Origin of the sequence: Facklamia hominis CCUG 36813, from assembly GCF_000301035.1 — a bacterium.
GTDB lineage: Bacteria > Bacillota > Bacilli > Lactobacillales > Aerococcaceae > Facklamia > Facklamia hominis.
The window spans coordinates 101,388-126,306 of sequence record NZ_JH932292.1 but is presented as its reverse complement, the minus strand read 5'-3'; the positions used below and the strand labels follow the sequence as shown (position 1 = coordinate 126,306).

The following is a 24,919-nucleotide window of genomic DNA, read 5'->3' as shown; positions in this document are numbered from 1 at the left end:
TACTAGCTATTTATACTAAACATATTGTCTTTTTATACCATCCTTATAAACCGCATCTATCAACCCGCCTCCTAGGCACTCTCTACCTTGATAGAAAACTACAGCCTGTCCTGGAGTTACTGCACGGGCAGGTTGGTGAAATTCGACTTTAGCCTTCTGACCATCTTCGAGTAAATGTACTGTAACTGGAACATCTTTTTGACGATATCTAAATTTTGCTGTGCATTCAAAAGAAGAAGAAGGGGGTGTCTTTTGGGTAAAGGAAACTTGTGACGCTATCAAATCATCGGCATAGAGGTTTTCATGATGGAAACCTTGACCTACATAGAGAGTTTGAGTTGACATATCTTTACCTACTACAAACCATGGTTCATTCGATCCATCGGAACCTGCGCTTCCTCCAATTCCTAAACCGTGACGTTGCCCAATCGTATAATACATTAGGCCCATGTGTTCCCCCATGACACGTCCATCGATCGTTTTCATTTTTCCAGGTTTATTCGGTAAATAGTTAGAAAGAAATTCATTAAAATTTCGTTCACCAATAAAGCAAACTCCCGTCGAATCTTTTTTATTGGCCGTCGCAAGACCGGCATCTCTTGCAATCTCACGAACTTGTTTCTTCTCAAGATGACCAATTGGAAAGAGCGATCGTGCTAATTGTTCTTGCGAAAGTTGACTTAAAAAGTAAGTCTGATCTTTATTTGAATCTGCTCCCCTTAGCAAATGAACATGACCTTGATCATCACACTCAACTTGCGCATAATGTCCCATGGCAATATAATCTGCACCTAGCCCCATGGCATAATCCATAAATGCCTTAAATTTAATTTCTTTATTACACATAACATCTGGATTAGGAGTGCGGCCATGGCGATACTCTGAAAGAAAATACTCAAAAACCCGATCCCAATACTCTTTTTCAAAGTTAACAGCATAGTATGGAATCTCTATTTTTTCCGCAACTAAAGAAACATCTTCATAATCTTCTGTCGCAGTACATACGCCTGACTCATCCGTATCATCCCAATTTTTCATAAATAAGCCCACTACATCATAGCCAGCTTGTTTTAATAACAAGGCTGCCACCGAAGAATCTACACCCCCAGACATTCCGATGACCACTCTTTTTTTGGAATTGTTTAATAGTTCACTTTCCACACTAACACCCTTTCTAAATGATGAAAGACGAACCCTCTTAGATTAGTGTTCGTCTTATTTTTTAAAATGAAAGTATTATACCTCAACCAAGACATTTCGATCAACAAAGCCATCAAAAATAAAATTTATTTTTTCAATCACCATTTCATTATTAGCCAATTTTTCAACATTGACTGCTTGAAGTCCATTTGCCGTCACTGTTGAAATTTTCAGCTGATTAATCTTTTGATTGACGGTAACCTTCAGTACAAGTCCTGCTCGATGGGTCGAATCTAAAGGACGCTTATATAGATAATTCCCACCACTTGTTTCTACAAAGCCATTATCTCTCAGTGTGTAGGGCTTACATTCGGAGCTCACCTTAAACTGTCGATTAAATCCTTTTAAACTTGCTTCTGTTGAGAATGCCATACCGTTTTCCTCCTTTATGTTAAATCTTTTTTAATGCCATGATCAATTGATCAATTTGATCCTCGCTTGTATAACGTCCGAAAGAAACCCTAAGACTTTCCCGCCAAAGAGCTTCATTTTCAGGATAATAGGCTTTCAAAATTCGACTTGGCTTTACAGATCCAGCTGAACAAGCAGAGCCTGCTGATAAGTATATCCCAGCCAGATCAAATTGAATCATCAACTGACTTGCTAAATGTCCCTTTATCCATATGTTGTGAACACGATGATTATGATGAACAATATCTCCATTTTGCTCAAATTCAATTCCTGCTTTCGTCAATTGATCAAAAAAGTATTGAGAAAGTATCTGATAGTGATTAGGACTTTTTCGCTGATCCTCTAGCATTAATTCTAATGCCTTAGCTAAACCAACTATATAAGGAATATTTTCAGTCCCTGAACGCATCTTATACTCTTGTCCACCACCTAAAATCATCGGCCTTAATGTCATCGCATCATTCCAAGGTTGATAGACCAAAAAGCCAATCCCTTTAGGTGCATAAAATTTATGACCGGATGCACAAAATGAAGTACAGGGCATATTTTCCGGGTCAACCTTTTGATATCCAACAGCTTGTGTTGCATCAACATGAAACCACAAACCCATATGTTTTGCTTGCTGACCCAAATCTTGAATCGGTAGCACTGAGCCTAATTCATTATTAACAGCCATAGCTGTCCAACCAATTGTATTTTCATTACTTGCATCGACAAATTGATCCACCGAAAATTGATGATCCGACTGAGGATCAATCCACGTGATCTCAAAGCCCTCTTTTTCCAGTGCTAATAAAACTTCTCTAACAGCAGAATGTTCAATTGAACTAGCGACAATATGATTGCCTAAGCCTAATTCGTTTGCTTTTCTTGCTTGAAACATCAAAGCCCAATTAATGGCCTCTGTAGAACCCGAGGTAAAATATAATTGACTCTCTTTAGGCAATCTTAGAAGATCTTTTATCTTTTGCCGACTCGATAAAAGAAGATGCTTACTTTCCTTTCCTAAGTGATAGGTTGATGAGGGATTCCCAAAAAACTTAGTCATTGTATCAAAGATACATTCCGCTACCTGAGGATCTACTGGCGTTGTTGCTGCATAATCTAAATAAGTCATTCTATCACCCTTACTTTAACACTTACTCATATTATACCTTAAATCCCTAAATTTGTAATCGAATAAACATCAATTTTCATCGAAAAAGAACTTGAATATAAAAACAGAAATGGTTAAACTCTTAGCTCATTATGCTACAATGGAACTAATCGACAAAGAAAGGAGCGGTCTTATGGAACCTTTAGCCTATCGAATGCGTCCCCAAAACATTGATGAAGTTCTCGGTCAGACACATTTATTGGGTCCAGGAAAAATTATTCGTCGTATGGTTGAAGCCAATCGACTTTCGTCAATGATCCTATACGGCCCCCCAGGTACAGGTAAGACCTCTATCGCTGCAGCTCTAGCGGGTTCTAGCCACTATGCATTCCGTCAAGTTAATGCCGCCACTGATGGCAAAAAAGAGCTTGAAATTGTTGTTCAAGAAGCAAAAATGTCTGGTGCAGTCATACTTCTACTTGATGAAATACATCGATTAAATAAAATTAAACAGGACTTTCTCCTTCCCCATTTAGAAAAGGGACGCATTATTTTAATTGGAGCCACAACCGAAAATCCTTTTATTGCGATAAATCCAGCTATTCGTTCAAGGTTACAACTTTTTGAAGTGAAAGCTCTAACACCCGATGATATTAAAACAGGGCTTCAACGCGCTTTAGTTGATAAAGAAAGGGGCTTAGGCGATTATTCTGTAAAAATTGATGATGCAACCCTCAACCATTTTGCAGGTGTTACAAATGGAGATATTCGCTCATCTCTTAATGCACTCGAGCTGGCTGTTTTATCAACACCTAAAGATGACCAAGGAAATATTATTATTAACCTTGAAATTGCTCAGACATGTCTTCAACATAAGGGCTTTAGCCACGACAAATCAGGCGATGCTCATTATAATGTTATTTCTGCATTCCAAAAATCGATACGTGGTTCCGATCCCGATGCTGCCCTCTATTATCTTGGTCTACTCCTGGAGGCAGGAGAACTAATTATCGCTTGTCGTCGACTTTTAGTCATTGCCTATGAAGATATTGGCTTTGGCAATCCAGCTGCAACACAACGTACGGTTGCGGCTGTTGAAGCCGCAGAAAAACTTGGTCTTCCCGAAGCACGAATCCCACTCGCTTTTTCCGTCGTAGACCTTGCTTTAAGTCCTAAGTCGAATACTTCTTATCGTGGAATTAACCAAGCGATGAGTGATATTCGTTCAGGAAAAATTGGACCCATTCCTGATCACTTAAAAGATACGTCTTATGCCAGCCGAGAAGCAAAACAACTAGCTAAGGAATATCAATATCCTCACGACTATCCACAACATTTTATCAAACAAAGCTACTTACCTGTCAACCAAGTCCATCAACGGTACTTTAATCCACAACCTACCGGAAAATACGAAGAAGGAATTGCTCGTTACTACCAATCTCTTTGGCCCGACCGAAAAAAATAACTACTTCATAAAAAAGCTGATAACCCTTGCATAAAATGAAAAAACTGCTATAATTAAATCATAGGAAATACATCTGAAGTGTTCGAGAATATTTACACTGTGTTGACCGAACATTTTTTAATTGGGATCCTATGAGCAGCTTTGTCTGACAAGCCATCGCATGTGGACGTCATTAGAAGACTGTGTGGAGCCCACCTGATTGCTAGCGGGTTCAACCTAGCTTTATTGATACGGCACGATACGGATGTATTTCAAGGACTGGTTTTACCAGTCCTTTTTATTATGTTTCTTACCCTTCCTGTTACAGCCTTGGCTTTTAAAGAATGCTTATAAATTACTTGATTGGAGAAATTTTTATGTCCCCTGTATTTTATTGTTTACCTATTTCATTACTTCTGTTAGCAATTTATGCTCGAATCTATCATAAAGAATTAATGGTTCTTCTAGGTATCTCATCAAAAAAGACAGTCCACAAATTTTATTGGACTGTCCTTATCTTTGCAATAACTGGCGTATTTTTATTCTATAAAGGAACAAAACTCGTTTGCATAATCTGGCTAATTGCCCTGCTTCTTTTTATAGGAATCCTATCTTTCTTAATTTTTAATTTACTCTTAAAAAAAGGTTAAGGTCGAATAATCACCACTTGGTCTTCTCCATCTACTTCTGTTAGACGCACAGCAATTCGTTCTTCCTTAGAAGTTGGAATATTTTTGCCCACATAATCCGCTCGAATCGGTAATTCTCGATGACCACGATCGACTAAAATTGCCAATTGAATCCTTTTAGGTCGATCGTAAGTAAGAATCGCATCCAATGCCGCTCGAATTGTTCGTCCTGTATATAAAACATCATCAACCAAAATAATTGTTTTGTCTTTTAACACTTGAGTAAAATCAGCTTTTTCAACTTTAGGTAATTGTGAGTCATACCGATAGGTTAAATCATCTCGATAAAATGAAATATCAAGATGGTCCAAGGCTACCTCATTCCCATCAATTTCCTGAATCTTTTGAGACAAACGATTCGCCAGAAAAATTCCCCGCGTCTTTATCCCAATCAGAACCAAGTCTTCTACATTTGAATGAGCTTCTAATATTTCATGTGCAATCCGCTTCAATGTCCGATCTAATTTGGCTTGATCTAAAATTACATTCTCCATTAATTGACTCCTTAGATAGTCAAAAGGCTGTGACAATCGAGTCATAGCCTTTTTTAATAATTTTTTTTACTTCTAAAGTGTGCCTCCACTATATGCAATAGCTTTTAGACCCATCACCGCAAGCACTAATCAAGTATTATGGAGATGTCCACAAGCCTACAGTATGAGGCATCGTTTATTATAGTTGCTTTATAAAATTATTTTCTTAATCGTTCTACATCACGAGCAATCGCAATCTCTTCGTTAGTTGGAATATTAATAACCACTACACTCGAATCATCCGTTGACACAACCGCTTCAGAACGTGTATCATTGCGTTCTTGATCAATTTTAATTCCCATATAACCGAAATTATCCATGACAATTTGACGAGTTTCTTTAGAATTTTCACCAATTCCAGCTGTAAAGACAATCACATCCACACCATTCATTAATGCAATATATTGTCCCACATACTTAATAATTCGATTAAAGAAAATATCTAAGGCTAATTGAGCTCTTTCGTTCCCTTTTTCAGCCGCTTCTTCAACATCACGCATATCTGATGAAACGCCAGAAATACCCAATAAACCAGATTTTTTATTAAAGATATTAATGACTTCATTGATATCTTTGATTCCTTCTTTTTCCATTAAATATGGAATGAGCGAGGTATCTAAATCTCCAGTACGAGTTCCCATTGTGACACCTGCTAATGGCGTGAATCCCATTGAAGTATCAATCGATTTTCCTTCTTTTACTGCAGTAATCGAAGCGCCGTTACCTAAATGACAAGTAATAATCTTTAATTCTTCTATTGGCTTGCCCACAATCTCTGCGGCACGATGAGCCACAAAATGATGACTGGTTCCATGAGCACCATACTTACGGATTGAATGCTTTTCATAGTATTCATAAGGCAAGCTATAGAGATAATTTTCAGCTGGCATTGATGTATGGAATGACGTATCAAAAACCGCTGCCATCGTTGCATGAGGTAGTTTCTCTTGGAAGACCCGCATAACAACAGCTTCAGCTGGATTATGAAGCGGAGCAAATTCTGAAAGTGATTCAACATCTTTGATAACTTGTTCATCCACTAAAGCAGAATCTTTAAAGATTTCGCCACCGGCAACTACCCGATGACCCACACCCGTGATTTCTTCAAAAGAAGCAATTACGCCTAAATCTAACAAGTTTTTCAATAATAACTCAACAGCAACAGCGTGATCTGGAATATCTTGTGTTAAAGTGAACTTTTGATTCTGTCCATTTTTATCTGTGTATTTAATCTCAAGATTTGAATCAGCAATTCCAATTCGTTCAACTAACCCTTTTGATAGTAATTTTTCTTCAGGCATTTCAATGATTTGGAATTTCAATGATGAAGAGCCTGCGTTAATTGCCATCGTTTTTGACATAGTCTTATTCCCCATTTCTTAATATATTCCAATAGCTTAATTATAACATTGTTTGATGAATAAGTTAAATAAAAATCAAACTTGTCATGCGAATTATCAAAAAATAGACGCTTTGAGGAATGGGATAATAAAATTAACACTTATGTAAAAATCATCTAAGAAATTCTTTACAAAATTTTCTAAAAGCATAGAATAGAAGTTAAGTGGGCGTGGCGGAATGGCAGACGCGCTGTCTTCAGGCGGCAGTTTCTTTTGAAGTGTGAGTTCGACTCTCATCGCCCGCATAATACTAAGTCATATATATATATATATATAGCCCCCAATCTAGCTTTTAGGATAGAGGGCTATATATTTTATCAACAAGAGCCAACTTTCAGAGAAAGCTGGCTCTTACAATCAAATAGTTCTAATACTTAATCTTATTTAAAAGCTTATTTATTGTCTCTTAACCAATTAAAGGCAGCCGTTGCCATAGTAGCAGAACCAACAATAAGTGCTTCTTCATTGAACTGTACAAGCGGATGGTGAACCGGATATGTTTTTCCATTTTCATCTGGTTCGGGACAGCCAATAAAGAAATAACAAGTTTCTGGTAACTTTGCTGCAATATGGGCATAATCTTCTGAAGCAAGATAAGGTCCAACGTTTTTAACTGGATACTCACCTTGTAATGCTTCTTCCGCTGAGCTTTGTAATTGCTCAGTAATCGCTTCGGTATTGATTAAAGCAGGAACATCTGCTAACACTTCAAATTGTGCTTCCGCACGGAATGCCTTTGCGATATGATCTACCACTTCCGGTAATCGACTCTTCATATGTTCAGCAGATTCTGGATACAAGGATCTAGATGTTCCTTCCAATACAACAGTGTCAGGGATTACATTAACCGCTCCACCAGGTGCTGATAGATAGCCCATCGATAGTGAAGCTCCTTTGTTCGATGGTAATTCACGTGCTAGAATTCCGTTAGCCGCATTGATAATTTGACTAGCTACAAAGATAGGATCCACCCCATTATATGGCATAGCTCCGTGTGCTCCCACTCCTTTAATCGTAATTCGGAAATTTAAAGCAGAAGCCAATGAAGCCCCCTTTTGAATTTCTACTCCTACTTCCTTAGCAATTGGCCACATATGAATAACCATTCCAGCATCAGGTTTTGGATTTTCAAGGATACCATTCTTAAGCATCACCTCTCCACCTGTCAGCGTCTCTTCTCCTGGTTGAAAAAGGAATTTAATTTGTCCTTCTAATTTATCTTCATCTTCCTTAAGCATCTTTAATACCATTAATAAAATAGTTGGGTGAAGGTCATGCCCACATAGATGACCATTGTCATTTTTAGAAACAACTACCCCTTTAGACATTTCTGTAATGGCAAGGGCATCCATATCTGCTCTTAAAAGTAATGTTTTACCTTTAGATGAATCGCCAATAGTTCCAGTAATACCATCACTATCACCAACATTATGATAAGCAATGCCAAATTCATCTAACTTACTTTTAATCAGTCTGGTAGTTTTAGGTAAATCAAACCCAACTTCTGGATTTTCGTGTAATTGACGACGTACCTTAACAGCCTCATCAAACATCTCTCGTGCTCGTTCTAAATAGGTCATACTAGCCTCCTAAGTTTGTAATGATTAAATTCTACTACAAATAATTAAACTGTCTAGTCTTTTATAAAAAACTGATCAAAAAGAATACCTATTATTTAAGTCTTGGTCGGCAATAAAAAGTAAGTAACCATAGCATTCCAAAATTTACAGTAAGTGTTGGAAATTATGAATACTTTCCAAAAAGCTAGACAATAATCAAAGACAAATTTGATTATTTGAGTTAAACTAATTAAAAAGGAGGCGATTTAATGGGATTACTCGTTAATGGAAAATGGCAAGATAAATGGTATGATACAAAGTCTACAGGAGGAAGATTTGTTCGTAAAGACTCTCAATTTAGGCAATGGATTAGTCCAAATGGGAAAGAATTCATTAATAATCTTGAAACCCTTCCTGCGGAGAAAAACCGCTATCATCTTTATGTCTCATTAGCCTGTCCATGGGCTTCAAGGGTTATGATTGTGCGTGCTCTAAAAGGATTAGAAGAGATACTCCCTGTATCGATTGTTAGTCCTTATATGCTTGATCAAGGTTGGAGCTTTGATAACTATCCTGGAGTCATTGCTGACCCAGTCATCAAAGCAAAGTATCTACACCAAATCTATACCTTATCAACACCTACTTATAGTGGTAGAGTCACCGTTCCAATCTTATTAGACAAAAAAACGAATAAAATTGTCAACAATGAATCATCGGATATCATTCGAATGCTAAATACTGCCTTTGATAATCTTGGTGCTAAAAATGGCCACTTCTACCCTCAAGAATTACAGGCTGAAATCGACCAATGGAATGATATTATTTATGATCATATTAATAATGGAGTCTATAAGGCTGGGTTCGCTACAGAGCAAGCGGTATATGAAGAAGAAGTTCAAGCTGTTTTTAAAACACTAGATGAACTAGAAAATCATCTCAGTCAGTCTGAATACCTAGTTGATCACCAGTTAACGGAAGCAGATATCCGCTTATTCGTAACCCTCGTCCGCTTTGATAGTGTGTATTTTGGCCATTTTAAATGTAATCTAAGGCCTCTTACATCTTATCCCAATTTATGGAATTACACTAAAAGAATCTATCATTTGCCAGGTATCAAAGAAACGATTAATTTTGATCACATAAAAACACATTATTATGGATCTCATCCGACAATCAATCCTAATGGAATTATTCCAAGCGGACCCATTTTAGATTGGGACTTATAGAATTAAAAGAGCACTATCACTGAAGTAAAGTGATAGTGCTTTTTATTAGCTATTCAAAAATAACCTTACCCTCTTCAAAAGCCTTAATCCTTGCCTGAGAATAAACCTCGTAGCCCGCTTGACGGGCCTTGTCGCCTCCACCTTGAAAGACTTTTTCAATTCCAATTCCAATACCAGCTACTTGAGCCTTAGCTTGATCACAAAGATCAATTAACCCCTTAAGAGCTTCTCCATTCGCTAAAAAATCATCAATGATTAATACACGATCTTGGTCATTAAGGAAACGTTTATCCACTCGAATTTCATAGGTAGTTTCTTTCGTATATGAATATACCTGGCTCACAAAGACTTGATCGTTCAAAGTTAGAGATTTAATTTTTTTTGCAAAAACCATCGGCACACCTAGCTCTAGAGCTGCCGTTAAGGCCATTGCTATTCCTGAGACCTCCAACGTTAAAACCTTAGTTATTCCCTTTTCTCTAAAATGCTCTGCAAAATCCTTACCCATGAGCATCATTAATTCAGGATCTACTTGGTGGTTAAAAAAAGAATCAACTTTTAAAATATTCCCATCTAAAACTCGTCCTTTTTCCTGAATTCGCTCCTCTAATGCACGCATAAATATCCTCCTTATTACTTATCAAAGATCAAAGATTTAATCAATGGTCTGTTGATCTTTTAAGATCAGATTTAATAACAGAGCCACAATCGTTCCTGCAGAAATTCCCGATGAAAAAAGACCTGCTAGAAATGATGGTAACTGACTTGTAATTTCAGGTCTAAATGAAACTCCTAATCCAACTCCTACTGAAGAAGCAATAATAATTAAGCTACGTGTATTAAACTCAACACGACTTAATGACTGAATTCCTGCTGCAGCAACCGTACCAAACATTAAGATTCCTGCACCACCAAGGATTGGTAAAGGCATTACTGAAATAATGGTCGCCAATTTAGGGCTCATAGATAATAGTATCATAATTAGCCCAGCGACTAAAGCCACAATTCGAGAAGCATTTCGGGTTAAAGGAATCAAACCAGCATTTTGAGAGAAGGTAGCTGCTGGCCCTGAACCAAATAGCGGTGCAATAAATGAACCAAACCCATCTGCCCTCACCCCAGCAGCTACTTGGTCATCTGTTAGTTCAGTTTGTGTTACTTGTCCTAAAGTCTGCATGACACCTACGGTCTCAATAACGGTAACTAAATAGCCAGATAAAAATGGAATTGCATAACTTGGATTAAAATCAATACCAATCTTATTAAAACTTGGCAAAGAGATCCATGCTGCTTCTCCTACCTTGGCTAAATCTACCATATCCAATGGAATGCACACTAGATAACCAATAGCCATACCAATTAAAACGGCATAAGACGAAAACTTCGAGGGAGCATAATGATTAATTAACACAACTAATAAAAACACCCCTACTGCAATCAATAGGTTTAAGGGAGAACCGTAATCTTCTGCCCCAGCACCTCCAGCAACCCAATCCATAGCAGCGGACATAAGAGTGGCTCCCAATAAAGTGATGACCGATCCGGTAACCACCGGAGGAAAGTATTTCATCAGTGGTTTTACAAAATAAGACATTACGATTTCTAAGAGGGATGCAAGCATGGATCCTCCAAAATAAGCTGGTATTCCCCCCAAAGCGATCACTGAGGCTGCCGGGCCAATAAAGGCAAAATCTGTCCCCATGATAGTTGGAAGCCCTGCTCCAACGCGGAACCACCGAGGGCCAAAACCTTTTGATTGAATGATCGATACTAAACCAGATACAAATAATGCCGCCGAGATCAGATAAGCTATCTCTTCAATCGATGAATTAGCCATTGAACCAATCAAAATAGGAACTGCCACAAGTCCCCCAAAAGATGTGATCACATTTTGGAATCCTAAGAGAATCGTCTCTCCAACTTGTGGTCGATCCTCAACATGATATCTTAATTTAATTGCTGGTCCTGAATTTTCCATACTTTTCCTCCTTGGATACTTGATGCCTTTTATTATAAGCAATGATTCTATCTTTATCATGAGAATCCACTAATAAACACATTCTAAAATTCAAACGTTCGGATTCTACCCTAAAAGGTCTACGATTGCTTCCTTGTATTAAATAAACATTTAAATAGCTAATTTCTAGTCACAAATAAAAGGTGGCAACCTTGGTCACCACCTCTTATAAAATAGATAATTCATATTAAAAGGCCATATGAACATCCACTGGATTATTATTAAACTGACTGTTATATAGATCAGCATAGACGCCTCCAGACGCTAATAAGGAGTCATGTGTCCCTGTCTCAATAATATTCCCATTCTTCATAACTAAAATGAGATCCGCATCTCGAATGGTTGAAAGACGATGAGCAATAACAAATGATGTTCTTCCTTCCATTACTTTATCCATCGCTTCTTGAATTAATTTTTCTAAACGCGTATCAACAGAAGAAGTCGCTTCGTCTAAAATTAAGATATCAGGATCAGATAACACGGCTCGAGCAATTGTCATTAATTGTTTTTGACCTAAAGAAATATTAGATGCCTCTTCATTGATTTCCATATCATAACCGCTCGGTAATGTTTTAATGAAATGATTTACATTGGCAATTTCTGCTGCTTCTTTAACTTCATAATCTTTAGCATCCAAATCACCAAAACGAATATTCTCCATCACCGTATCGGTATATAACCAGGCATCTTGAAGTACCATCCCAAAATGTTTTCTCAAATCTTGACGACTAACCTCTTGTGTATCCACTCCATCGATCAAAATTTGACCACTATCAATATCATAAAAACGCATCAACAAATTAATAAGAGTCGTCTTTCCAGCCCCAGTAGGACCGACTACCGCGATCATTTCACCAGGGTGGGCCTTAAAAGAAATATTCTTCATTAAAGGCTGATCCTTTTTATAACCAAAACAAACATTTCTAAATTCAACCCCTCCTTGTATTTCTTCAGGGAAGGTTTGGGTCACTTGGGGATCAGATTCTTCCTCTTCATCTAAGAAACCAAAGACCCGATAAGAAGCAGAAAGTGCTGATTGAATAACACCAGATAATTGTGAAATGGTTTGGATCGGTTGAGTGACTTGCCATACATAGGATAAAACAGCATCCAGATTCCCGATAGCTAGTGCACCCGCAAATACCAATTGTAGGCCGTAAACAACTACAACAATATAGGTTAGATTAGACATCATTACCATAACAGGCATCATCATCGAAGAAATCAACGATGCTTTAAAACCATGATTTCGTAGATTCATATTTCTTTTTCGAAACTCTTCCACCGAATCCATTTGTTTATCAAAAACCTTTATTTCCGTAAAGCCAGATAATTGTTCTTGAGCATAACCGAATAAATGTCCTAATGCATTAGATTGTTGATTGTATGCCGGCTGTGATTTTTTCAAGAAATAGCGAGCAACAAGACTAGTTAATGGGATCATGACTAACATTATGAGCGCAATGCGCCATTGAATCCAAAAAACCATCGTCATCGATAATATAATTCCCAATATAGCAATCACTAGTTGAGAAAAAGACTGTTGGATGGCATTTGAAATAGTATCCACATCATTCGTCATCTTAGACAAAATATCTCCCGTTTCTTGTTGATCAAAATAAGAAACAGGTAAGCGATTGACTTTATTCGATAAATCATGACGCAAATCAAAAATTGAATTTTGAACCACATTCGTTAATAAAAATTGAGAAAGATAGCTCGATCCATAATAAAAAAACCCTCGAATAGCGTACAGAATAAGAATATTTCGAATATAGGAAAATTCAACATGGGCACCCGGAACCCCCCGAGATATCTGAATGACATTCTCAGCTAACTTTGTAATAGCTAACCCAAAAATATAAGGTTCTAAAGCAGAAGAAATAATTGAGATGACTAAGGCAATATTTGAAAAAATAAACTGCCATTTATAAGGGCGCATATAGACCCAGATTCTATTTAACACTTGTCTGGTTTTCATTTTAGCCATGAGTTAATTCCTCCTCACTTAATTGGGATGAAGCAATATTATAATAGATCTTTGATTTCTTTAATAGTTCCTTATGTGTGCCTATCGCATCAATTCGACCTTGGTCTAATACAATAATTTGATCAGCATGCATTATCGTACCAACTCGCTGAGCAACAATGATTGTTGTTGCATCTTTGGTCTCTTGCTTCAACGCTGCTCGAACCTGGGCATCAGTCTTATAATCTAAAGCAGAGAAAGAATCATCAAAAATATATATTTCACGATCTTTAATAATTGAACGCGCGATCGATAAACGCTGCTTCTGCCCACCCGATAGGTTTGAAGCCTTCTCTGTTAGTTCTGCTTGATATCCTTGGTCTAGTTTCTCAACAAATTCTTGAGCTTGAGAAATTTGTGTCGCGTGCTCCATATCTGTTTCATCAGCATCATGCTTACCATATCGTAAATTATCGGCGATATTCCCTTTAAATAGTAGAGCACTCTGGGGAGTAAATCCTATTTTACTACGTAAATCTGCTAAACGATAATGCCGAATATCTACCCCGTCCACCAATATTTTCCCACGGGTCACATCATAAAAACGCGGAATTAATTTAACAATCGTCGACTTCCCAGATCCCGTTGAACCTATAAATGCAACCGTCTGACCGGGTTTCGATTTAAAGGAGATATTACGAAGAACCGGCTCATCCGCATCTGGATAAGCAAAGTCAACATTAATAAACTCCAAAGTCCCTCGCTCTTTAATTTGGCCAGGATCAACGATTTCATCGTCACTTAACTCTCTTACGGTGATGGGTGCTTCCAGTACAGACTTCAATCGATTAGCTGAGACAGAGGCCCTCGGATACATCATAAAAACCCAGGCAAAAACAACTAATGAAAATAAGCCCTCAAACATATATTCAATAAATGCAGAAAGAGTCCCCACTTGCAAAGAACCAGCTTCAATTAAATGGGCACCAATCCAAATAATAAAAACCAATGCCAAATTTGTGGTTAAATAGAATAAAGTCGGTGCACTAGCCATTAACTTAAATAATTTACTAGCAGTTCGTCGATATTCTTCATTGACAGCCATAAAGCGGTCATTTTGAAAATCTTCACGATTAAAGGCCCTGATTACTCTCAATCCAGTTATGGATTCTCTTAAAATTCGATTGATTTTATCGAGATAGAGCTGTTGCTTTTCTGATAAAGGCTTAGAAAATATTGAAATGAGAACCACAAAAGTGATAATCACTAGAACAGCTGGAATCAAACGCAATCCTAAATAAGGCTGCATCCTAATAATCATGATAACTGAAAACAGAATCATCACAGGACCCATTAAGCCTTGCTTGAGAATCATTTCGACAAACTGTAACAGAACAAATGCATCATTCGTAATTCGATTTGTTAATGAAGGTACACCGAACTCCTGAAATTCATGGTGCGATAAGGCCATCATTTTATGGTAAACATCATTGCGCATCGCCATCGTCATATCATTCACAACTTTGCTCGCCATATACATCCGGACTGATCTTGCGATAAATCCTAAGACCGTACATAATACCATTCCCCAAACATAAGGCCAGGCTCGATCCATTTGATTAACCAAAATGGCATTGTCAATTAATTTTGCTAGCATCGTAGGCATACCTAAAATCGCCGCACAAGTTACAGCTGTAGCAATCATTACAGCTGATAACTCAGCCGGATATCTTTTTAAATATTTAAAAATGTAGCCCATAGGAAACTCTCCTTTGTTTATAATACTGATATTGATGGTAAAGTATTTAGAGACTAGATGCAAGCTGTAGGAGGTTTAGCTTCAAAAATTCCGGTTTATCGATCATAAAAACTTATCAAAAACTTTCTTTATATAAAAAGATCGCTTTCATTCCCAAAATAAGCTATTCTATATACAAGGGAAAGGGAGGAATGAATTTATGACAAAAACACGTTTAATTGATCGATCAACGATCGAACAGCTAATTTCTTTTGAATTAGCTAATCAAGTGGTTGACCAAACCTTCCAAGCCTTTGGTCACCGACACGTAAAGAATCCAACGAAAGTTACTTTGGACCTAGGTCAAAATTCAATTTGGCCAGCTTATCACGGCTATATGAATGCCATGCCGGCTTATATAAAGACAGATACACTCGATATTGCAGGACTTAAATGGGTGGGTGGCTTTGACGGCAAACGAAAAGCTGCTGGCTTTCCCTACATTAATGGTCTAATACTTTTGATTGACCCTCAAATGGGGACTTTCGAAGCGATTCTAGACGGTAGTTTGATCACTAATTATCGTACTGGATCTCAATCAGCAGTATCTCTTAAATATTTAGGATTTACTAGAAATCATCCTTTTAGCTTAGGTTTATTTGGTACCGGTGCTCAAGCATCTACTCAAGTTCAAGCATTAACTGAATGGTTTACAATAAAAGAATTAAAAATATGGGATTATCAAACGCATAATATCCAAGATTTTATCAAAAAACATCAATCTTGCATTGATGGACCTATTCAAATTGTCAAAGAAGCTAAGGACGCTTGTGATGCTGACGTCATTATTACAGCAACAAAGTCAAATCATGCTCTATTTCAACCAAAAGACCTTTCCGGTGATACCATCATCATCCCAATCGGTTCAGGTCATGAAATTGATAATCAAATTATTAAAGATGCTGATCGAATTATTGTAGATCATGTGGCACAAGCTCTACATCGTGGAGCCCTCGCTGATGCTTATCGAACTTCATTAATTGATGAAGACACAATCGATACAACAATCGGTAATTTGGCGGCAGGTAATACTCAAATTAAGCAATTAAAGGGATTAACACTTTGCGTTCCAATTGGAATGGGAGCATTAGATATTGCGCTAGCGGGTACTATCTACCAAATGGCCTGTCAAAATGAATTAGGCTCCATTTATGAATTTAGCCCTTTTTAAAAAGTCTACTATAAAACTTGCCAATCTTTAAAGCTCTGCTATAGTCACTCCTATAAATAATGTTTATAATATAGTCATACAAATTGATCAAAAAGAAGGTGAATCCATGACACCCAGTAAAGAAGATTATCTAAAAGCTATTTATATTTTAAAGGGAGACAGTCAATTCATATCCAACAAACAAATTGCCGATCATCTTCGTGTCTCAGCAGCTTCCGTCACAGAGATGAACACTCGCTTGCTTGAAGAAAAATACCTACAACACATTCCATATAAAGGCGTCAAACTAAACCCTAGTGGTATTGAGATTGCACGAAAAGTTATTAGAAAACACCGCTTATGGGAAGTATTCCTTTATGAGTGTCTGCAGTACCAATGGGATGAGGTCCATGACGAGGCGGAAATTCTAGAACATGTTTCCTCCGATAAATTAATAGATCGACTCGATCAATTCCTTAAGTACCCTAGTCACGACCCACATGGTGGTAAAATTCCAAAGTCAAATACGCTTAAGCGAAATAACAAAGGAATACCACTTCATGAAATGCCTGTTTTGAGTAAAATTATTATTGATGAAGTAGCTGATGATCCAGAATTATTGAAGTATTTAAGTCATATCGGCATTGAGCTTAATCAAGAATATCAAATTAGTCATATTGAAGAATTTGATGGATCGATGACTCTTACTAATGGACAAGATAATGAGCTTATTATCGGCGCAAAAGCCACAGAAAAAATATGGGTGCTTAATGCTAAATCCGTAGAATGAATCTTTTTTTAGTATAAGCGTTGTGATATAATTCAATGTTGTTAAATTCTAGAGAGGTGAGATTATGTCAGGACATAATAAATGGAGTAAGATCAAAAATAAAAAAGGTGCAGAAGATGCAAAAAAAGGGGCAATCTTTGGAAAGTTATCGAAAGAAATTTTTCAAGCTGCTAAAAATGGAGGTGGCGATCCAGATATGAACGCTAACCTTCGAACTGTATTAGATAAGGCACGTGCAGCTAATATGCCTAAAGATAATATCAATCGTGCTATCAAGAAAGCTACTGATGCTGGTGATACAACCAATTATGATGAAATAACCTATGAGGGCTATGGACCTGGTGGTGTCGCTATTCTGATTCATGCACTTACCGATAATAAAAACCGAACAGACACTAATATGCATGTTATTTTCAGCCGAAATGGTGGTAATCAAGGATCCAATGGATCAGTAGCCTATCTATTTGACCGTGTGGGTTACCTAGCAATTGATCGAGAAGACTTGGCTGTTGATGAAGAAGCAATGTTTGAACAGGTTCTCAATGCAGGAGCTGAAGACTTAAAGGTTTCAGAAGAAGTTTTTGAAATTTTCTGCGAGCCTCAAGATTTTAACCAAGTCAAAGATTCTTTGAAAGAAGCTGGTTTTGAATTTGCTGAAGCTAGTGTCATCATGGAAGCTAAAACTAAGGTTGCATTAAATGATACTGATCAAAGCAAATTAGAAAATCTAATTGATAAATTTGAAGATGACGATGATGTACAAGAAGTTTTCACAAACGCTGAATAATTTAAAAGGCTAATCCAGTGAACTTGACTTAAATAAGCAGCTGCGCAAATACTTTGCAGCTGCTTTTATACTAATAATAATTAAATAAAGGTGCTTTATGATAATTAATCGAAAAAAAACAACTTCTTTTATCTTAATCCTCTTTCTTTTCTTTTTTGGATTAGATTGGGAATCCGTTCAATTAATGGACTCTAATTTCCTTAGTTATTCAACCAATCAGCAAGCCTACCTAATGATGGGTCCTCTCCTAATGGCCATTGCCATTTTTATATGGATTGGCTACTTAGCAAAACGTTGGAATCAATTCAACTGGTTAACTTGCTGTCTACTATTCTTGGTTTGTAGCTTTGCAACAGGTTGGCTAGCTGCTGAGTATAATGACTTTGTAGATACTTGGCTTGGTCAGCAATTTGATCAATCAGCCTTTCTTGATTACCTTCTAGCTTTTACGGGAGCTGTGGGTGAAGAAGTCATTAAGTTAGTTTTAGTCGGTCTTTTAGCTCACTGCTTAAATTACAAAACTCCCGCCCAATTATTTATTCTTGGCTGCCTTGTTGGTTTGGGTTTTCAATGGGTAGAAGACTTATCCTATGTCTTTTTAGCGGAAAATTTAGATGATTCGCTTGTCACTGCAATCACACGATTAAGCAATGGATTCTGCTCACATTGGGTCTACTCAGGAATTACAGGATATGCCCTTTCACACTGGTTTTCTACTGATCAAAAAATTCAAGGTCCAAAAGCAATAGGCCTCATCTGCTTAATTATTTTACTACATTTTATATGGAATTCACCCCTCAGTGAATTTTTCCTTCTCCCGATTACCTTAAATCTAGTAACAGCACTCATCTACTTGACAATCGTCTTAATACTAGACCATCAATCAATTAATCCACTTTTTAAGCAACAAACGCTCATATATTTTAAACAGTGAATTGATTAAAACAGGGTTGATGAAAGAGCTAAGCTCTTTCATCAACCCTGTTTTATATTTTGTCTCTATGACTTTAAAATTTTACAACTCTTATGCAGGCTGTCGCATACCCGTTAGAAAAATAATTCATTATAATCCTAACATCAAACTTGCAACTTCAAAATAAATTAATAAAGATACAGTATCCACAATTGTTGTAATGATCGGCCCTGCCATAACTGTCGGATCAATCTTTAACTTTTCTGCAATAAGTGGCAGAATTCCACCCATTATTTTAGAAATAATTACAGTGATAATTAACGTAAAAGAAACCGTTAAATTTATGCTAATTGGTACATTATCCATGATCAAAATTCTTAAAAAATTAACTACCGCCAAAATAACTCCGACATATATACCAATGGACATTTCTTTGAACATGACTTGAAAAAAGTTTGATAAAGTAATATCACCTGTAAAAAGCGAGCGGATAACCGTAGTCGAAGCTTGACTTCCTGCGTTCCCACCCGAATCCATCAACATTGGAATATAGGCGGCTAAAGCGACTGATCCTGCTAACATACTCTCATAACGATGAATAATAAATCCGGTTATCGTTGCTGTCACTAGACAAATAACCAACCAAGTCGTACGAGACTTGGCAATTGCAAAGTTGGAAGATTCTAAATATCCTTCATCCGGTTCATCGGTAATCCCGTGAATATTGGATAAGTCTTCATCATATTCTTCACGTACAACATCAATGGCCCATTCCACAGGTACTGTCCCGATTAATCGATTTTCACGATCGACTACTGGAACTTGGGATAAATCATAACGTAAGGCTAACTTAGCAACTACTTCTTGATCATCATGAGCCGAAACAGTTCGGTTCACAGACTGCATTAAAGGCATCAAATTATCTTCTTTCGCTCGAAAAAGATCCGCCAAGAAGACAAAACCAATTAGTTTTAAATAAGGGTCGGTCACCCAAATTTGTTCGAGCTTGTCAGCATCAAGATCAGAATTTAGAACTGCTTGTTTCACCTCATCAATGGGATCGTTCATTTTACAAGATATAAATCGAACTGACATAATTGAACCGACACTGTCTTCTGGATAGCCTAACAACTGATTAATAATAGGCCGACGATCCTCATCAATATAACGTGTCATAATCTGTTTAACCATATTGGCAGGCATTTCTTGCAGAGTATCAACTAATTCATCTTCATCAAGCTCCTGCATTAATTCCTGAATACGATCTTGTGATAAAATTTGAATAATTTCTAGTTTTTTATCTTTTGTTAACTCCGCAAATGTATCTGCTAATAAATCCTTATTCAATAACTTAATTCGAATTGCAACTTCATAAGGAGTTAAGTTGGAAAAATGTTCTGCCAAATCGACAGGGTTCATCTTATTCAGATGTTGCTGTAAGTCTTTTAATTCTTGACTTGAATATATTCTATTAACCATTTAAATCCTCCTTTTTAAACACAAAAACATCGTTTCAGTGTCTTATTCAGTGGATTAAACTGCAAAAAATCGGCGAATCAAATGAATTCGCTGAGATTTAATTTGCCATTTAATCATATGACTAAAACACAAAGGATAATCATCCGATTGACTATCATGCGAATCCATTAAAATCACCTTCCTTCTCACTTACTGACTAAATATACCCTATTCTTTTTCAACTTTCAATCCGTTTTAAACAATTTAGTAATCTAAATGACTATTTTTAAAAAAATTCAAAGTTGCTAATTACTTCTAAGTCACTTTTAACGAATAGTCAAATAAGTAATTATAATCAATCCAATTAACAAAAGCATATAAAAGGCTACGACCCTCATGTCGTAGCCTTGGTCTCTCTATACTTCTTCAAATAATCCCGTAGCATTATTAACATTCATTGTAAAAACAATTCCCGCACCAGGACGATTAATGTCTAATTCATGATCTATGGCTTGAACAATTTGGATCACATTTTTTGATTCAACAACCATCAAAACTATTTCTTTTTCAGGTTCAATCTGAATATTAAAAATTTTAGATTCCTTTTTTGATCCTAAGCCTCTGCCATGCAAAATAGTTGCACCACTCGCACCAACTTGACGAGCAGCCTTTACTACCTCATCCCCAAGGTCCCGATCTACAATTGTTACAATTAACTGATGTAATGCCAATCCGTTCTCCTCCTCATTAAAATCCTCATGAATACGTTGACTCCCATAAACAGAGGTCGTATCAAATGAAAACAAGACCCCTTCACCCTTCTTTGATAGATGACATTCATCCTCGAGTACTCTATGCAGATGCTCTTCTTGAGTTTTCTCAACAAGCATCAATAAAGCTTCTCTTTTTGAATCATGAAGCCCTAAAAAATTTAAAACAGGATGATTAACGGTCCCTTCTGCTCGAATAATCGTGCCACCTCTCGCGCCAGCTTGACGCGCTTTTTCTAAGAAAAATGAGGCGGTATGATTTTTAACAATGGCTAAAAATAAAACTGTTCGCATTGAATAACCTCCTCTAATTTGATTGTGTCTTCTTTAGTTTAATCTTAAAAATTAAGCCCAATAATTGTATCATGACCACTGGTGTCATAGCAACCGTTGCAATTACCCCAAAACCATCCGTCACACTATTAGCATGAGGAATAAAAGTGGCAGCGCCTTGTGCAAAAGCTAGAATAAAAGTAGCTGTCATCGGTCCAGATGCTACTCCCCCCGCATCAAAAGCAATCCCAGTAAAAAGATCATCGACAAATAAAGATAAAATTACGGCTAGTAAGAATCCTGGCAAAAGATAGTGCCAAATTTGAATAGAAGGAGTCATAATACGGTATAAAGAGGCTGCAAGGGCTATTCCTACCCCGATTGAAAGCGATCCTAAGAGCAAACGATTATTTATATATCCCCCGGTTACCTCTTCCACCTGATCACCCAAAACATGGACTGCAGGTTCCGCTAAAACAACCACCATACCAATAATAAAGCCTAAAAAGGGTAGAAAAAACAAATAATTTTCAGCCAAGTGTGAACCAAGATAACGCCCCATATCCATGAATCCTTGATTCACACCGATTAAGAACAAGACCAAACCAACTAAAACGTAAATAATCCCCTTAAAAATATCCGTCAACTCAGATTTTTTTAATTGGAATAAGGTCTTATTCATAATAAAGAACACGATAATTAGGGGAGCTAAAGCAAGCAATGATTCTTTAAAAGTATGCCCGATTGCATGTACAAATGGACTAAGGATTCCTTGTGTATAGACGTACTCAGCCTCAACACCTTGAAATGTCGTATTAAATATCAGCGCCATCAACAACACTGCTAAAATAGGCCCAACTGACATCGCTCCAACCAGTCCAAAGGAGTCTTCCTCCGCCTGTTTTCCCCCTTTTCTTGCTGATACAGAAGCTGATAAGGCTAGAATAAACGGAGTGGTTAGAGCCCCTGTCGTCGCACCAGAAGCATCAAAAGCGATCGCTAAGAAATCGTTAGAAACTAAGAGTGACATCACAGCAATCAATCCATAACATATCGCAAAAAAATACTTCATTGGAAAAGAAGATAATATCCGATAAACTCCAAAAGAGACCATAAATCCAACTCCGATTGAGACCATAAAAACAATCAATTGTGTGGAAAGTAGCCCTCCCATAGCATCCGAAACCTCTTGACCTAAAATTAGTAAGTCGGGTTCAGCTACAGTAACTGAAAAACCAATCACAAAACTTAATGCACCTACCATCCATCTTGCAGTTGATCGAGCAACTGCTCGCCCCATGTGTTGTCCTATAGGTGCCATTCCAACATCAACACCGAAAAGGAAAATTGTTAATCCGATAATTAAAAATAATCCTCCCAACAAAAATCGAATTAACATATCACTTGAAACATGAACAAAAAATGTACATAGAATCAAGACAATAAAAATAATCGGTAAAACAGCTGCTAAGACTTCTTTTAACTTGTCTAATAACAAACCCATATATGTCCTCCTTTTTAGTTAATTATTTAATAATATTATAACATAAGCCTCTTTTAATGTTTACTTAAAATCTTTATTTTTAAAAATCAATATTCTTATAATTCAAAAAAATAAAAAGCACTCATCTGGATCAGATAAGCGCTATTACTTTTAGTATTCTTTATATTTCATAGTTAATTTGTAGTAAAAGAGCCTTTACCAATTTAGCGGAGCGAGCGCCAGCTTGAATTAAAAATTCATCAAAGGATAAGGCGGCTTCTTGGTCACCATTATCAGAAATCGCCCGGATAATCACAAAAGGAACATCTAAAACATAAGATGCTTGAGCAATCGCAGCAGATTCCATTTCAACCGCCCTAACATGAGGAAACTTAGCTTTAATTTGATCAATCGACTGAGCATGGCTAACAAATTGATCGCCTGAAGCTATTTGACCTACAACAGCTCTCATTTGTAGAGAGTCAGCAGCTTCCCTGGCTTTTTGAAGCAAGAGACCATCTGAATAATAAACAATGGGCATTCCTGCCATTTGACCAATTTCATAATCAAATGCTGTTACATCAACATCATGGTGAACTAAACTCTGACCTATTACTAAATCCCCCACTGTTAAACCCGGATCAACACCACCAGCTGTGCCGGTATTAATTAATAAATCAACATCAAATAAAACTTTCATTAAGCTAACACAGATACTCGCATTTACTTTACCGATACCTGATTGACAAAGCACCACCGTATTGCCCGATAACACTCCTTCATAAAAGTCAAAAAAATAATACGTCGTTTTTTTAATGGAGTCCATCGATTGTAATAACAATCGAATTTCTTCCTCCATCGCTCCAATTATTCCAATTTTTTTTACCATAGTTCCCTCCTAAGCTAAGAATGCAATCAATAGTACTAGCAACAAAAGAACACCTACAATGAGGATACCATTATTTAAAAAGTGATCTATACGATAGGAATAACGTGACCTCTGAAGATTATGAGAATTTTGAAGATCTAGCGTATCATTTTCTACAACATCTGACGTCACTGAGGAGATAGTTTGAGTATTTTCATCAAATCCATCTAAATTATAATAAACATTAGACACTTCAGTATCATTACTATTTTCTTTATGTTCCCTATTTGAGTTATAAATATTATCTTCTATCGATTCATTTAATGAATCCCATGAAGTAGAAGGAGTTTCATCGACTATCGATTTATTCTGTAAATAATCTAAATATTCTTGATAAGTACTTTGCTTATTGGCTTTTTTTCGCTTAAATAACCCCATGATAACCTCCTGTTCCTAAAAAAATCTGCAATGCAAATAATGTTTTAAGATCTTGAATTTCTCCCTGCTCTAGCATCGATTCAACTTGCTCGCGATCATACCATTCACAGCTTACATCTTCATCATCATCTTGAGGTAAAGCGTCCTCAACCAACTCAAGATTCTTAGCGAAGAATAAATAAATTTTTTCATCTAAAAAGCCTGGTGAAACGTAAAAAGAAGGCCCTTTGACCCAAGTTTTTGCTTGATAACTCGTTTCTTCCTCAAGTTCACGCTTAGCGGCACAAATTGGTTCTTCCAATTGACCTTCAATTCGATCGATTAAACCTGCAGGTATCTCCAACAAATCACTAGCCACTGCAGGTCGATACTGCTTCACTAAACAGACTTGCTGTCTTTCATTAATAGCTAAAATAGCAACCGCTGGCAAATGGTGAACTAATTCACGTTGTACTTGGATTCCATTTGGTAGTTGAATTTGATTTGAAAAAACGCGCAACATTTTTCCCTTAAAAACTTCCTGCTCTTTTAATGTTTGATTTTCCTGAATAAAACGAATCGAAGACATCGCTATAACAACTCCTTTATAATTAGTTCTCAAAATAAGCCTTAAGTCTGATCTAGCATTTCAACTCAGTATGCTATTA

Annotated in this window: 22 protein-coding genes, 1 tRNA gene and 1 other RNA gene; 8 read left to right on the top strand and 16 right to left on the bottom strand. The window is 36.9% G+C overall.

Features of this window, described 5'->3' with window-relative positions:
* Positions 1-15: 15 nt before the first annotated feature.
* The 3 genes from mnmA to HMPREF9706_RS00660 form a co-directional block, all read right to left on the bottom strand.
* Positions 16-1,161 (bottom strand): tRNA 2-thiouridine(34) synthase MnmA, encoded by a 1,146-nt coding sequence (mnmA, locus tag HMPREF9706_RS00670; RefSeq protein ID WP_040444528.1) that lies wholly within the window; start codon positions 1,159-1,161, stop codon positions 16-18.
* A gap of 75 nt (positions 1,162-1,236) precedes the next feature.
* Positions 1,237-1,572 (bottom strand): cysteine desulfurase, encoded by a 336-nt coding sequence (locus tag HMPREF9706_RS00665; RefSeq protein ID WP_006907410.1) that lies wholly within the window; start codon positions 1,570-1,572, stop codon positions 1,237-1,239.
* A gap of 19 nt (positions 1,573-1,591) precedes the next feature.
* Entirely contained in the window at positions 1,592-2,728 is a 1,137-nt protein-coding gene (locus tag HMPREF9706_RS00660) for a cysteine desulfurase family protein (RefSeq protein ID WP_006907409.1), read from the bottom strand.
* Positions 2,729-2,900: 172 nt separating this feature from the next.
* Here HMPREF9706_RS00660 and HMPREF9706_RS00655 point away from each other — a divergent pair, with 172 nt between their 5' ends.
* Positions 2,901-4,172 (top strand): replication-associated recombination protein A, encoded by a 1,272-nt coding sequence (locus tag HMPREF9706_RS00655; protein ID WP_006907408.1) that lies wholly within the window; start codon positions 2,901-2,903, stop codon positions 4,170-4,172.
* Between the two features lie 67 nt (positions 4,173-4,239).
* A non-coding RNA gene (gene ssrS / locus HMPREF9706_RS08865) (6S RNA) lies at positions 4,240-4,423 on the top strand.
* A 374-nt stretch (positions 4,424-4,797) separates the two neighbouring features.
* Here ssrS and pyrR read toward each other — a convergent pair.
* Entirely contained in the window at positions 4,798-5,334 is a 537-nt protein-coding gene (pyrR, locus tag HMPREF9706_RS00645; RefSeq protein ID WP_006907406.1) for a bifunctional pyr operon transcriptional regulator/uracil phosphoribosyltransferase PyrR, read from the bottom strand.
* Positions 5,335-5,531: 197 nt separating this feature from the next.
* Positions 5,532-6,734: an acetate kinase gene (locus tag HMPREF9706_RS00640; RefSeq protein WP_006907405.1), complete on the bottom strand. Its 1,203-nt coding sequence runs from the start codon at positions 6,732-6,734 to the stop codon at positions 5,532-5,534.
* 203 nt (positions 6,735-6,937) lie between these two features.
* Between HMPREF9706_RS00640 and HMPREF9706_RS00635 the strand changes: the two genes are divergently transcribed.
* Positions 6,938-7,018: transfer RNA gene (locus HMPREF9706_RS00635), tRNA-Leu, on the top strand.
* A 147-nt stretch (positions 7,019-7,165) separates the two neighbouring features.
* Here the strand turns inward: HMPREF9706_RS00635 and HMPREF9706_RS00630 are convergent.
* Positions 7,166-8,353, bottom strand: a complete 1,188-nt coding sequence (locus HMPREF9706_RS00630) for a M20 metallopeptidase family protein (RefSeq protein ID WP_006907404.1) — start codon at positions 8,351-8,353, stop codon at positions 7,166-7,168.
* A gap of 248 nt (positions 8,354-8,601) precedes the next feature.
* Here HMPREF9706_RS00630 and HMPREF9706_RS00625 point away from each other — a divergent pair, with 248 nt between their 5' ends.
* Positions 8,602-9,558 (top strand): glutathione S-transferase family protein, encoded by a 957-nt coding sequence (locus HMPREF9706_RS00625; protein ID WP_006907403.1) that lies wholly within the window; start codon positions 8,602-8,604, stop codon positions 9,556-9,558.
* A 49-nt stretch (positions 9,559-9,607) separates the two neighbouring features.
* Here HMPREF9706_RS00625 and HMPREF9706_RS00620 read toward each other — a convergent pair whose 3' ends face one another.
* From HMPREF9706_RS00620 to HMPREF9706_RS00605, 4 genes are all read right to left on the bottom strand, one after another.
* Positions 9,608-10,177, bottom strand: coding sequence for a xanthine phosphoribosyltransferase (locus HMPREF9706_RS00620; RefSeq protein ID WP_006907402.1), 570 nt, complete (start codon positions 10,175-10,177; stop codon positions 9,608-9,610).
* A gap of 36 nt (positions 10,178-10,213) precedes the next feature.
* A complete protein-coding gene (locus HMPREF9706_RS00615; RefSeq protein WP_006907401.1) occupies positions 10,214-11,536 on the bottom strand; it encodes a uracil-xanthine permease family protein in 1,323 nt (440 codons plus the stop codon).
* Between the two features lie 226 nt (positions 11,537-11,762).
* Positions 11,763-13,565, bottom strand: a complete 1,803-nt coding sequence (locus HMPREF9706_RS00610; protein ID WP_006907400.1) for an ABC transporter ATP-binding protein — start codon at positions 13,563-13,565, stop codon at positions 11,763-11,765.
* Positions 13,558-15,303: an ABC transporter ATP-binding protein gene (locus HMPREF9706_RS00605; protein WP_006907399.1), complete on the bottom strand. Its 1,746-nt coding sequence runs from the start codon at positions 15,301-15,303 to the stop codon at positions 13,558-13,560. Before HMPREF9706_RS00605 ends, HMPREF9706_RS00610 begins: the two co-directional genes overlap by 8 nt.
* A gap of 199 nt (positions 15,304-15,502) precedes the next feature.
* Between HMPREF9706_RS00605 and HMPREF9706_RS00600 the strand changes: the two genes are divergently transcribed.
* From HMPREF9706_RS00600 to HMPREF9706_RS00585, 4 genes are all read left to right on the top strand, one after another.
* Positions 15,503-16,513, top strand: a complete 1,011-nt coding sequence (locus tag HMPREF9706_RS00600) for an ornithine cyclodeaminase family protein (RefSeq protein ID WP_006907398.1) — start codon at positions 15,503-15,505, stop codon at positions 16,511-16,513.
* 106 nt (positions 16,514-16,619) lie between these two features.
* Entirely contained in the window at positions 16,620-17,282 is a 663-nt protein-coding gene (locus tag HMPREF9706_RS00595; protein WP_006907397.1) for a metal-dependent transcriptional regulator, read from the top strand.
* Between the two features lie 64 nt (positions 17,283-17,346).
* On the top strand, positions 17,347-18,069 hold the full coding sequence (locus HMPREF9706_RS00590; RefSeq protein ID WP_006907396.1) for a YebC/PmpR family DNA-binding transcriptional regulator: 723 nt from the start codon (positions 17,347-17,349) through the stop codon (positions 18,067-18,069).
* Between the two features lie 97 nt (positions 18,070-18,166).
* Positions 18,167-19,003 carry a PrsW family glutamic-type intramembrane protease gene (locus HMPREF9706_RS00585; protein WP_006907395.1) on the top strand — a complete coding sequence of 279 codons (837 nt, stop codon included), beginning with the start codon at positions 18,167-18,169 and terminating at the stop codon, positions 19,001-19,003.
* A gap of 129 nt (positions 19,004-19,132) precedes the next feature.
* On the opposite strand, the gene mgtE is transcribed toward HMPREF9706_RS00585, so the two are convergent.
* From mgtE to HMPREF9706_RS00555, 6 genes are all read right to left on the bottom strand, one after another.
* Positions 19,133-20,461, bottom strand: a complete 1,329-nt coding sequence (gene mgtE, locus HMPREF9706_RS00580; RefSeq protein WP_006907394.1) for a magnesium transporter — start codon at positions 20,459-20,461, stop codon at positions 19,133-19,135.
* A 395-nt stretch (positions 20,462-20,856) separates the two neighbouring features.
* Positions 20,857-21,504 carry a P-II family nitrogen regulator gene (locus tag HMPREF9706_RS00575; RefSeq protein ID WP_006907391.1) on the bottom strand — a complete coding sequence of 216 codons (648 nt, stop codon included), beginning with the start codon at positions 21,502-21,504 and terminating at the stop codon, positions 20,857-20,859.
* A gap of 13 nt (positions 21,505-21,517) precedes the next feature.
* Positions 21,518-22,987 (bottom strand): DUF1538 domain-containing protein, encoded by a 1,470-nt coding sequence (locus HMPREF9706_RS00570; RefSeq protein ID WP_006907390.1) that lies wholly within the window; start codon positions 22,985-22,987, stop codon positions 21,518-21,520.
* 160 nt (positions 22,988-23,147) lie between these two features.
* Complete coding sequence (locus tag HMPREF9706_RS00565; RefSeq protein WP_006907389.1) at positions 23,148-23,855, bottom strand: 5'-methylthioadenosine/adenosylhomocysteine nucleosidase; 708 nt, start codon at positions 23,853-23,855, stop codon at positions 23,148-23,150.
* Between the two features lie 9 nt (positions 23,856-23,864).
* Positions 23,865-24,272: a hypothetical protein gene (locus HMPREF9706_RS00560; protein WP_006907388.1), complete on the bottom strand. Its 408-nt coding sequence runs from the start codon at positions 24,270-24,272 to the stop codon at positions 23,865-23,867.
* Complete coding sequence (locus HMPREF9706_RS00555) at positions 24,259-24,840, bottom strand: NUDIX hydrolase (protein ID WP_006907387.1); 582 nt, start codon at positions 24,838-24,840, stop codon at positions 24,259-24,261. The genes HMPREF9706_RS00560 and HMPREF9706_RS00555 overlap by 14 nt, the downstream gene beginning before the upstream one ends.
* Positions 24,841-24,919 lie beyond the last annotated feature (79 nt).